At 39.1% G+C, this 12,857-nt stretch carries 5 protein-coding genes; all 5 read left to right on the forward strand.

Annotated features, from left to right (window positions below):
• Positions 1–263 precede the first annotated feature (263 nt).
• The 5 genes from ACE1ET_RS03850 to ACE1ET_RS03870 are packed head-to-tail and all read left to right on the forward strand — an operon-like array spanning position 264 to position 12,782.
• Positions 264–3,527: a SusC/RagA family TonB-linked outer membrane protein gene (locus ACE1ET_RS03850; RefSeq protein ID WP_375727043.1), complete on the forward strand. Its 3,264-nt coding sequence runs from the start codon at positions 264–266 to the stop codon at positions 3,525–3,527.
• A 16-nt stretch (positions 3,528–3,543) separates the two neighbouring features.
• Positions 3,544–5,358 carry a RagB/SusD family nutrient uptake outer membrane protein gene (locus ACE1ET_RS03855; protein ID WP_375727044.1) on the forward strand — a complete coding sequence of 605 codons (1,815 nt, stop codon included), beginning with the start codon at positions 3,544–3,546 and terminating at the stop codon, positions 5,356–5,358.
• A 21-nt stretch (positions 5,359–5,379) separates the two neighbouring features.
• Positions 5,380–8,109 (forward strand): SusC/RagA family TonB-linked outer membrane protein, encoded by a 2,730-nt coding sequence (locus ACE1ET_RS03860; RefSeq protein ID WP_375727045.1) that lies wholly within the window; start codon positions 5,380–5,382, stop codon positions 8,107–8,109.
• Positions 8,110–8,121: 12 nt separating this feature from the next.
• Positions 8,122–9,822 (forward strand): RagB/SusD family nutrient uptake outer membrane protein, encoded by a 1,701-nt coding sequence (locus ACE1ET_RS03865; RefSeq protein WP_375727046.1) that lies wholly within the window; start codon positions 8,122–8,124, stop codon positions 9,820–9,822.
• 29 nt (positions 9,823–9,851) lie between these two features.
• Positions 9,852–12,782: a T9SS type A sorting domain-containing protein gene (locus ACE1ET_RS03870; RefSeq protein WP_375727047.1), complete on the forward strand. Its 2,931-nt coding sequence runs from the start codon at positions 9,852–9,854 to the stop codon at positions 12,780–12,782.
• Positions 12,783–12,857 lie beyond the last annotated feature (75 nt).

Raw genomic sequence — 12,857 nt, forward strand, 5'->3', positions numbered from 1 at the left:
AAAGCTTCTTTAAAAACATTCATTTCTATTTTATTTAATTATCTGGTTTACTGTTTGTTATGAATTAATCACAAAGCGTTGTTATATTTATAACAGAATATAACTAAATGACATGAGAAAATATTTAGATTGATTTTAAAATATACACTAAATAAATTCTTGTAATAAATAATTGGATTGTGCAAAATTATGTAAAATTATCCATTTCCTTCACATTCCAATCTCCATAAGTTTGCATTTGTTAACTAAAAAATCTGATGTTTATGAACTTAACGAGCAGGAATAGCATTAAGAATGCCCTTCTTATACCTGTTTGGATTTTTCTTATTCTTTTTTTGGGATTTGGTTCTTATTTTGAAGCAAATGCATCCACTAAAGGTAAAGATGATTTAATTGCTATTCAACAAAACGTGAAAATCTCAGGAACAGTCGTTGATGAAACGAATGAACCCATTCCCGGTGTAACCCTTATTGTTAAAGGAACTTCAGTGGGTACTGTAACTGACATTAATGGTAACTTTAGCATTGAAGTACCTGTAGATGGAATTTTATTAGTTTCTTCAGTTGGTTTTGGGGCACAGGAAATACCAATTTCCGCCAATGAGACAAACCTGACTATCGTTTTAAAGGAAGAAACTTCAAATCTTGAAGAGGTAGTTGTGGTTGGTTATGGTGTTCAGAAAAAGGAAACTGTAACAGGATCAATGTCTTCCATTTCTTCGAATGATATTGTACAGCAACCGGTAAGTAGTGTTTCACAGGCTCTGGCGGGCAGACTTCCAGGACTTGTCGCAAACCAATCCGGCGGTAGGCCCGGAAAGGATGCTGCCACAATAAAAATAAGGGGGATAGGAACCCTTGACGCAGGTTCAGGCTCAAATCCATTAATTTTAATAGATGGTATTGAACGGGATCAAAATGCATTTAATTTCCTTGATCCCAACGAAATCGAATCCCTTTCAATATTAAAGGACGCCTCATCAACAGCGGTTTTCGGTGTCAGGGGAGCAAATGGTGTAATTCTGGTTACGACTAAACGTGGTAAAAGCGGGCCGGCACAGATTAATTACAAAGGTTCCATGGCTGTCCTTGTACCTAGTTTCAGAGTTAATCCCCTTGACAGTTATACCCAGACAGGACTGGCAAATGAGTATATGGGTTTTGCTGCTAATTCCACGGATCCGACAGCTCCATATCCTCAGTCGGTCAGAGAAAGGTTTAAAGGAGTGATTGACGGTAATCCGTTGAACACAAGTGATCCATACTTCTTTCCCAGCAGCAACTATGCAGATCTGATGATTAAGGATTATGCATTGCAGGAACAACATAATGTTACTATCAGTGGAGGTACCGACAGGTTAATGTATTTTGCCTCGCTGGGATATTTCAACCAGGACGGTATGTTTAAAAACCTGAATCCTGAAATTAATAAATCAACCAGTTACAAAAGATACAATTACAGAACTAACATCGATGTAAAAATAACCAATACTACCTCAGCAAAAATTAATATTGGTGGAAGTTTTAATGAAAATATTTCTTTGGGGCAAGCAGGAAGAGAACCTGCTGAAGGTTTTTACTGGAACATGCTGGTTCACTCGTCTCCATGGGATGGATATGTGAAGGATGGTAAAGTTGTGTTGCTTCAGGATAATGCAAACTCTGTTCTGCTGAACAGTGACATACGTGGTTATACTGTTGAACTTGAAAACACGGCAGACTATAGTTTTATTCTCAATCAAAAACTTGATTTTATTACCGAAGGTCTTTCAGCCAAAGGTACAGTATCGGTGGTAAGTTATTTTGAGAATTTTATTCGTAGAGACAAGGACGAAAAGAAACGCCCTTACTGGAGACCTTACTTAAATGGGGATGAGAGTGTAAGCTTTTACCAGGTTCAGGAAAATGTATTGCCTTATAATACAACTTCACAGGCAAAAACCAGAAAAGAGTACTATGAATTTGCACTGAATTATAACCATAATTTTAGCGGAGGGCATAATGTTACGGCTTTAGCACTCGTAAATGCAGATAAATCACACTTTACGGAAACCTATTGGAATGAAATACCCAGATCGTATCTTGGATTAGTAGGACGTATAACATACAATTACGCCAATAAATACTTATTGGAATATAATCTGGGTTATAATGGGTCAGAGAATTTTGCAGAGGGTAAAAGATTTGGTTTTTTCCCGGCATACTCTGCAGGATGGACTTTTACTGAAGAAAGTTGGATCAAAAACATAATAGGAGAACGAATATTATCGTACGGTAAATTAAGGTTTTCCTATGGGTTGGTCGGAAATGACAGAATGAGCCAACGTTTCCTTTATCTTCCTGATGTTTATGTGATGAACAATGATGCGTACACCGGATGGCGTGAAATTGGAATTAATTTTGGTTTACCCGGTGAGATACAAAACTATCCGATGGCCTACCAGGGTGCTGCAGGAAACCCCAATGTAACCTGGGAAACGTCTAAAAAAATCAATTATGGAACTGATCTGTATTTTATTGATAGTAAGTTATCTGTAAAGTTTGATTATTTCACTGAAGACCGAAAGGACATATTAATAAATCAAAGGGTAGTTCCAATCTACCAGCAGACAGGAGAACTTGCATTGAACCTGGGCCGTGTAAAAAATTCAGGTTATGAATTTGAATTAGGTTGGAACCAAAAAATGAAAGATACCAGATTCTGGGTAGATTTAAACTATTCTTTTGCCCGAAACAAAATCATAGAAATGGATGAACCACTTCAGGCCTATGATTACAGGATGCAAACGGGAAGACGTGTAGGTGAACTTTGGGGGTATCAACAGGAAGATTTTTTCAGGACTGAGGCGGAAGCCAGTGCGTACCGTGATGAATTATGGGCTACATACAGCGCTTTAAATCCAGGTGAAAGTAAAGAAGATTATCAGGCATATCAGATATTTACAGCCGGGCATGATGTTTCAGCCGGTGATTTAAAATTTATTGATCGAAATGCCGATGGATTAATTAATAACCTGGATGAAGGATATTTAGATACGCCCAGTTTTCCAGAAACTATGTTTGGATTAAATACCGGAATAGAGCACAAAGGTTTTTCACTATCTGTATTGTTTCAGGGCGCTTCAAATTTTTCAATTAATACCAGAACAAATTATAGTCCTACTCCTAACCAGGGAACGGTACTTGATTTTGTGCTGGATAGGTATACTCCTGAGAAATATGCAGCAGGTGAAAGTATTTCATACCCTCGCCTTGTAAGTACAAATGACAACTGGAAATACACAGGTTCATACTGGATTAAGGATGCAACATATCTTAGAATAAAGAATATAGAGGCCGGATATACCTTTAAGTCTGGTGTGAGGTTTATTGAATACTTAGGCTTAAGAAGTCTTAGAATTTATGCGAACGGAATGGATTTAATGACATTCTCAAAAATTAAAAACATTGATCCGGAAACGACCAATGGAGTACTCAGATACCCCAGATCAAGAGTCATCAATTTAGGGGTTAATGTTCAATTTTAATTGTAAATAAATTATCATGAAAAAGAATATAATTCATCCGGTAATATATGCGTGTTTAATAATAATTGCCACATCGTTATTTTCCTGTCAGGAAAGTTTTCTTGAGAAGCCTGCAGGAGCTGACATTACTATTGACACAGTATTCGCATCGACCAACAATGCTCAACAGTTAATTTTTTCGCTTTATCACGATAATTACTTCGGAGCCGACAATATAAACCTTAGCTGGTGGGATGGTTACATTAGCTGGTCTGATATTGGTGAACAAATGTATGTTCCCAATATCAGCGACAACCAGTATATGAAATATGTCAATGGGACACTAAGCTCTGCAACAACTCAGATTTATCCTCTTGACTATTTATTCCAGGCAGTAAGAACATGCAATACATTTATTGAAAAGGCAGCTTCAATCCCGACATCATCTTCAAGCGAACAGGAATATGTTCAACGCATGCTCGGTGAAGCTCATGCGCATATTGCTTATCAGTATTTTAAAGGATTTAGAGTTTGGGGAAGTTTACCCTGGATTAACAAGAGGCTGGAAGGTGGCGAAGAACCAATAGCAAGAGCTGCTTTTGGAGAAATGATTGATAGTTTGGTTTATCATTTGGATTTAGCCGCCACATTGTTACCCCGGAATTGGGAAGACCGATGGACCGGTAGATTTACAAAGGCAGCAGCCAAAGCTCTTAAAGCAAAAATACTGGTTTATGCGGCAAGTCCTTTGTATAACGGGCCGACTCCCGATTATGCTACCGGATATGAACATCCTGAAGTTCTGGGTTATGGGAACGCAGATGAACAGCGCTGGACAAGGGCTGCAAATGCCTGTAAAGAGGCGATAGACGAGGCAGAGGCAGCAGGCCATGCTCTTTATACGGCTGCAGGTGTTGAGCACAATGTTTATGAACTGGCTATTAACCATAATGACGAGAACATCATTTACCAAACGTTTGGTTCTTATAATTCAGAAGGAGGATGGGAGTACACGCATAACATGATGAACTGGCCTTATGGAATTGGTTGGTATAACAGGGTTGATGTCACCTATCAGCCTACATTTCAGCATGTTGACGGATATCAGATGAAAAACGGAAAATTTCCTATTTCAGGTTATGAGAATGGAGACGGGACTAAACCAATTATTTCGGATGCCGGTATTGCAGCGGGCTATAACGACCAGGAATATTGGAAAGATAGAGATCCCAGATTTTATCAGAACATTGTATATCATGGTTCTGAATTTGGAACCAGTTATAATGACAAGCTGATTAATTTTGATATTGATCCGAATGTACCGGACAGAACACACGGTGACTGGCCCGAATTTAAAACCAGTTTTATGGTACGAAAATTTGTAAACGAGGAGTTGGGAGCAGGTCCTTCAGTAGTATATACGCCTGTGCATCCGATTATTCGTCTGGCAGATTTATACCTCCTTTATGCAGAAGCGCTGAGTGAAGCCAATAACGGTCCAACTGCTGAAGCTATTCAGTATCTGGACGAGATAAGATCCCGTTCTGGCATGCCAGGATATGATGCGGCAAATTATCAGGGTTCAACCGAAAAGGAAAAGTTTCACAATGCAATTAAGTATGAACGCCAGGTAGAATTTTTCCTGGAGGGGCAGCGATACTTTGACCTTAGAAGATGGAAAGAAGGAAACGAGTTGCAACTCGATATGGTTGGAGCGGTAATTGAAGATGGAGTTGTTTCGAGAAAGAAGATCAACTGGGTAGACTTCTTTGAGGATAAATATTATTTCCATCCATTTTATAACGACTGGGTTAATAATACTCCCGGACTATACCAGAATCCAAAATATTAACCAGCCAAATTATCGAATATTATGAGAAAATATATAAATAAAATAGCATTGCTTGTTATCTCTTTTCTGGCACCGTTATATGTATGGGCCCAGAATGATACATCTGAGATAGCAATGGCAGATCAGTTAAAAGAGATAAATATTGCTTACGGAATTCAGGAAAAAAGCACTATTACCTCTTCCATGTCTACTGTTACAGGAAATCAGCTTTCAAAAGGTGCGGTTAGCAACTTTGGCAATACCCTGTACGGGAAATTATCAGGACTATTTGTTGAGCAGGGAGGCGGCGAACCAGGATATAACTCACCTACCCTCAGAATAAGAGGGGCAAATGGAGCACCGCTGATTATCATCGACGGATTTGAAAGGGATATGACTTATTTAAACCCTGAAGAAGTCGAAACCATTTCTGTGCTTAAAGATGCATCTGCTGTGGCTTTGTACGGGATGGAAGCAGCTAACGGTGCAATTATAATTACAACAAAAAGAGGCGAGGTGCAGAAACGTAATATACGGTTCAGAGTGCAATCCGGCATGCAAAGTCCAACTAATTTAATTGAAGTTCTTGGAGCTCGTGATTACATGAGCATCTACAATCAGGCTGCTGTGAATGACGGACTGAGCCCCAAATATTCTGACGAAGATATTGCAGCAGCCGGGTCATCACCTCTTTTTCCCGATGTGAACTGGTACGATCGGGTTGTAAAAAATGCATCGAACGTATCAAGGGCGAACCTTGAAGTACAGGGAGGCTCAGACTTTATCCAATACTTTATTAATGTTGGGTTCCTTTACAACGACGGGATTTATAAACCTGTAAACCCAGATATGAAAGCCAATGCGAATCTGACCCAGTTTAATTTGCGATCCAATATAGATATTAACATATCGAAAAGAACGCGGTTTTCCATGGATCTGGCAGGAATGGTAAACAACAACAGTTTCCCGGCATATTCAGCAGGCGAAATATGGACAGCCATGTATACCGTGCCACCAAATGCATTTAATGTTATTAATCCAAACGACAGTTATGGTGGTACCTCGTTGCTTACGAATAACCCTTATGCAATGATTGAGTATGGAGGGAGAAATAATTCTGTTACCAATTTCCTTAATGCAGGATTCTATTTAACACAGCAACTCGATTTTATTCTGGATGGACTTTCAGCCGGAATAGGTTACGTAATTGATAATGGAGCTGTTAACGGTGATGGCAACTGGCGTTATTTCCCTGTACAGCAAATTGCATCTGCTGTTGGAAATACTTACAGTTATTATACATATGGTGAAGATTCTCCGTATAATACGTGGAGCAATGCAAGCAGCATAAGAAACAATGTGGTCAATGCCGATATCAGGTACAAACTCACATCTTCAAAGAAGCATGACTTAAACGTTTTACTCCGTTACGAGAGCGATAGAGAATACCGTGCAAATTCCGATTTATCACCATACCTTACGAATAATTATGGGGCAAGAGTAAATTATACTTATGCAAAAAAGTATGTATTGCAGGCTTCTGCCAGCTATTTTGGTTCAGATCAGTATAAAGAAGGTAATCAATACGGCTTATTCCCCTCATTATCTGCAGGCTGGGTGTTTTCAAATGAAGATTTCCTGTCTGACAACAGTTTTATCAATTTTGGTAAGTTAAGAGCGTCTTATGGTATTACAGGCTTAAACCGTTATGTCAACGGAAGGTATCCGTTTACACAATTTTATGTTGCGGGTGGTTCATTCCCTATCGGGACAAGCTGGGACGTAATTACCGGTATTCAACCAGGCATGTTGGCCAATTCTGATATTCAATGGGAGATTTCCAAAAAAATGGACATTGGTTTAGATTTAGAGATGTTTAATCATGTGTCGTTCACATTTGATTATTTCATGGACAAAAGGTCGGATGTTTTGTACATTGATTACACTCATCCATATGTTACTGGAGCTGACCTTCCGTATGAGAATATCGGCAAACTTACCAATTCCGGATTTGATCTCTCATTAGGCTATTCTTCTCAGGACAAAGGCCTAAAATGGTCTGCAAACCTGGTATTCTCATATTTTAATAATACAATAGATGAAATGGGAGAATCGCTTAACGGATCATCTTTAGCGCATCTGAACAAAACTGGTAATTCTGTTTCCTCAGTTTACGGGTACGAGGTTGATGGTTATTTTGATAGCGCCGGCGACATACAGTCATCTCCGGTTCAAACCTTTGGCACGCCAAGGGTTGGTGATTTAAAATATAAGGATTTAAATAACGATCAAATTATTGATTCCAGAGATATGACAGCAATTGGAGATATCGTGGGCAATATGGACGCCGGCCTCAATCTTGGATTGGAGTATAAGGGATTTGACCTTGATGCGATGCTTCAGGGACAGTTCAACAGGGATATTTTACTTTCAGAAAATCAGTTATACCAACCTTTGTTAACAGGTAATGCAGTGACCGAAATTGTAAATGAAAGTGGTTTCCCAACGTTGTCTTTAACCAATACCAATAATTATCAGCATTCCTCTTATTGGGTACGTAAAGGTGATTTTATTAAACTTCGCAACCTGGAACTTGGATACTCACTTTCTGTGAATTCTTCTAGAAAAATAGGCTTAGAGAAAGTCAGGTTCTTTGTTAGAGGTGTTAATGCGCTGACAATAAGTAACTGGAAATATACAGATCCAGAATTTACAGGTATAGGATATCCCCCGATGAAATCTTATTTTCTGGGTTTAAATCTTAACTTTTAATACAGAACTGATATGAAACATTATATAAAAATATCAACGATTTTAAGTATCCTGATTATTATATTCTCATCGTGTCAGGAACTCAGTATGGAACAGGACACTGGTGTTACCGATGGTCTTATGTGGAACAATCCGACATATATAGATCGGTACATGGTTGATTTGATCAGTGAAATGCCCAACGGATTTAGTCCTGAAGGATTTAGTCAGGGTGAATTATTTGGCAGTGCTACTGATGAAGCGGAAAATGCCAATCCTTTGGCAGGTATTCAGAACTTTAATTCAGGCAACTGGAATGCAGTTTCTAACCCTGATAATATCTGGATCAAATACTACCATGCCATTTATAAAGCGAACTTGTTTCTGGAGAAAACCAAAAACACAACTTATGACACTTTTGAACCGGCTAACAGACAGGTCTACCTGGATAATCTTGAGTCATACAAGTCTGAAGCTCGTTTTTTAAGAGCACTGTATTATTATGAGCTGATTAAAAGATATGGAGCCGTTGTTTTGGTAGGAGACAATGTAGTAGAAGACATCGGTGGTTTATCGAATACCGCATTTGATGCAACAAGGTCTGCTTTTGTGGCCTGTGCGAACTACATTATTGACGAATGTGACTATTTAATAGATAATGAATCATTACCGTTGCTGGATGAAGGCGCCGATCAGGGAAGACCTAATGGTACAGCAGTTAAGGCATTGAAGTGTAAAACATATTTATTATTGGCTAGTCCTGCATATAACAGTGCAGTAACTGAAGGTTCTGAACAACAAATAGTTTACTGGAAGGAGGTTCTGGATGTTGCACAGGATATTGCTTTTGACCGCGTATTTACTTTCGGACCCTATGACCAGTTTGATGGTACCAGTCCTGAAATCATTCTGGGATATCGTCAGGCTGATATTAATTATATAGAGAGAGTTAACTTTCCAGTTGGATCAGAAGGAGTTAATGTCACAGGAAGCACCAACCCAACCCAGAACCTGGTAGATGCTTACAGGATGATAAATGGTAAAAAGATTAATGATCCTGATTCTGGTTACGATCCTGCAAACCCGTATATTAACCGGGATCAAAGATTGTTGCATACCGTAATAGTAAATGGAAGCAACTGGGATGAAAGAAACTCTGAATCACGAATTATCGAGATTTTCAAAGGAGGTCGTGACGGTATGGATCGTGCCTACGGTACAAAGACCGGGTATTATCTGAGAAAATTTATGGATCCGACTCTTGACCTGAGGCAGGATCAGACATCAAACCGGGAATGGCCTGTTTTTAGATTCGCCGATATAGTGTTAATCTGGGCTGAAGCTGCCAATGAATTGTATGGTCCTTCAACGTTGGGAGAATCATACCTGACCGCTACAACCCTCTTGAATCAGACAGTTGTAAGACATGGTGGATTACCGGAAATTGAGCTCAACAGCATGACACAGGCAGAAATGAGAGACAGGATCAGAGAAGAACGATTTATTGAGTTTGCGTTTGAGGACCAGAGAGCCTGGGATTTACGAAGGTGGGGAATTGCGGTTGATAAGCTAAGTCAACCAATATATAAAATGGATGTAACTAAAAATGCTGATGGCACCTATGGTTATCAGGAAAAGGAACTTGAAAAAAGGTACTTCGAAGAACGCATGAATTTATACCCCATCCCTCAGAGTGAAATAAACAATGGTTTATCTCAGAATCCGGGTTGGTAATGTAATTTTGAAATTTAAAACTTGAAGAAATGAAACGAATAAAATATTTAATTGCATTATTAATAAGCTGCTGTTTTTTTGGTCAGGTGAATGCACAGGAGCATTTTATGCCCAAAACTGATGGAACGAAATATTATCTGCTTATTTACGATGGTGCGGGAAACGAAAAGGTGTTGAGTTATCATCCGGAGGTAGCATCCTGGTCTGATCAGGTAGGATATTCAGAATATTTTGACGGTTCAGGCTCCCAACTATGGGTATTCGATGAGCAGGAGGGAAATCCGGGTTATATCAATGTTCGTAACCTCGATGAAGGTTTGTCAGATAAGTATTTTTTGAAATCATGGAGTAATCTGGCCTATATAGAACCACAGGATGCTGAACATGGACGTGAAGGAAACGAGACACATGATAAGGAACTGGCGTTTCGATTCACCAATATTTTCGACGATTGGTACGCCTTCGAGACCATTGATAAGCCAGCAGATTTAAGTGGTATGAATTACACGCCAGGCCCAAATGCTCTGAATTTTGACGCAAACGGTGTAGCTGCCTTTCGTCTAAAGACTGCTGACATAACACAGGCAAATGCCACCAACTGCGTTTTCAAACTGGTAGAATTTGATCCTATTGCCCTGTTCGAATCTTCAATCGAGAAAGGCATGGAGTTATATAATGCTCATTCTGATATTTCGGAAGTAGTATTGGCTGATTTTTTCTATGCGCTGGAAAAGGCCCGTGAAGTAAGGGTATTTGGAACAGATGGAGAAATGCTTAACTATCAGGCAAATATTGATGAAGCACTGGCATTCTTCAATAACTATCTTGATTTATCCTCTGATGTTGAATCAGCAAAATCTTTTATTGCATCATCTGAAGCCGATGCGAATGTAAAAACTTCGTTTGATGCCATAATATCGAATCTCGAGGAATTTTTGGACTCAGAACAACCGGATTATGCAATCATCGATAGTTTAAGGAACAACCTTTCTGTGGCACAGAATTTAGTTGATGCTATTATACAGTCAGAAGCATATGCAGCAACATTGGATGATATTGATGATACAAGATATAATTCGGGTATGCTATTATCGGTTGAATCGGCAAAAACGATACTGGCTGATCCTGCAGCCAGTGCAGATAACTATAACAGTGCCATCTCAGTTATGGATAAAGTGCAACAATTGATCAATGAATTGCTTTCTGCAAATGATCTGATTGCCAATACGCCGGAATTTGATGAGGCGAAACAGGAATTAGGGAATGCGATTGAAAATGCTCTTGTATTGATTAATACTTCGGGACTTACTGTACAGCAGCTGGATGATGCCATTAAAGCCGTGCAGAATGCCATTGTAACAATTCAAAAAGCTTTGGAAGCAGGAGACACCAGTGTTGAACTTATAAATCCTGATTTTGAGAATGATTTTGACAAATGGAATTCAACTTCAGATACCGACTGGTTGCCTTATATAGAAAATAAGGGTGTTGATGGTTCTAAAAACATGACCATCTGGCAAAGCGCCGATTATACGTTTATTAGTTATCAATCACTTTCAAATCTTCCAAACGGAACCTACCAGATTAGTATGATGGCGGTTGTAAGCAATGATAGTACCATAGCGCTGTTTGCAAAAAGTGGTGAAAATGAGGTAACAGAACCTCTCGCTTTTGAAGAGTGGACAAATACAAAACGATCACTTACAATTGAGATAACTAACGGGGCACTTGAATTTGGTGTAAAAGGCGTTGGTGACGGCAACAGCATTCCTGCCAATAACTGGGGGACCTTTGACAATTTCGAAGTAAAATGGTTGTCGAATATTGGGCTTGTAAATCCAGGATTTGAAAATGATTTTGAAGGCTGGTCATCGACATCAGACACTGACTGGTTGCCGTATATTGAAAACAAAGGTGTTGATGGATCCAAGAATATGACGATTTGGCAAAGTGCCGATTATACGTTTATAAACGGTCAAACATTGGAGAACCTTCCAAACGGTAAATATCAGGTTTCTGTTATGGCTGTCGTCAGCAACGACAGTACTATCTTCCTGTATGCTGATGGAGGCGAACTGGTTGAAGAACCCCTGGCTTTTGAAGAATGGACAAATACAAAGCGGAAGATTGTGGTTAATGTCACAAATGGCAGCCTGATTTTTGGGGTGAAAGGAGCAGGAACAGAGAACTCAATACCAGCCAATAACTGGGGAACTTTTGATAATTTTGAGATCGTTCGGTTACCTGACATAGATCTGATTAACCCAGGTTTTGAAGAAGACTTTTTAGGTTGGGATCATGAATCAGATACCGATTGGCTGCCCTATATCGAAAATAAAGGTGTAGACGGATCCAAGAATATGACTATTTGGCAAAGTGCCGATTATACCTTCAAAAACTGGCAAACAGTCAATGGATTGGTTGACGGTTCTTATCAGGTTTCCGTAATGAGTGTTGTCAGTAATGACAGTACGATTTTCTTATACGCCGATGGAGGTGAGATGACAGAAAAACCTCTGGCATTTGAGGAATGGTCCAACACCAAACGAGATCTGACGGTAGCAGTAAATGGTGGCTCATTAACCTTTGGTATCAAGGGGGCCGATACAGATAACCACATACCTGCCAACAACTGGGGAACATTCGATAATTTCGAACTTAAGTTACAGTCCATAATTCCTGCATATGTAACAGTTACTTCTAAAGCTGTTACTACAGATTTAGAATTTAACGGGATGGATGTCAATATAATCTATTGGCAAAAAGGACGAAATCTTAATGTTCTGGCTAAGGAAAATATCGTAAAATACTCGGTATACACCATTACAGGTAAAAAAGTGGACGCTGCTGTAACACATGACAAGTCCTTGACTATACCAATGAAACAACAAGGCATTTATATTGTCAGAGTGCTAACCGAAAATGGTTTTATCAGTACTGAAAAAATTATCATCAAATAAATTATTTTATATTAGTAGCAGGAGATTTTCAACTGAATATCTCCTGCTATTATTAATGGATTGCACCGACACAGT

It is taken from the genome of Quyinboa mangrovi, from assembly GCF_042219825.1.
Lineage (GTDB): Bacteria > Bacteroidota > Bacteroidia > Bacteroidales > UBA5342 > JBHJHP01.

Excerpts from the sequence above, each read along its gene's own strand:
- ACE1ET_RS03860 (WP_375727045.1), top strand. The coding sequence starts at position 5,380 with ATGAGAAAATATATAAATAAAATAGCATTGCTTGTTATCTCTTTTCTG.
- ACE1ET_RS03850 (WP_375727043.1), top strand. The coding sequence starts at position 264 with ATGAACTTAACGAGCAGGAATAGCATTAAGAATGCCCTTCTTATACCT.
- ACE1ET_RS03855 (WP_375727044.1), top strand. The coding sequence starts at position 3,544 with ATGAAAAAGAATATAATTCATCCGGTAATATATGCGTGTTTAATAATA.
- ACE1ET_RS03865 (WP_375727046.1), top strand. The coding sequence starts at position 8,122 with ATGAAACATTATATAAAAATATCAACGATTTTAAGTATCCTGATTATT.
- ACE1ET_RS03870 (WP_375727047.1), top strand. The coding sequence starts at position 9,852 with ATGAAACGAATAAAATATTTAATTGCATTATTAATAAGCTGCTGTTTT.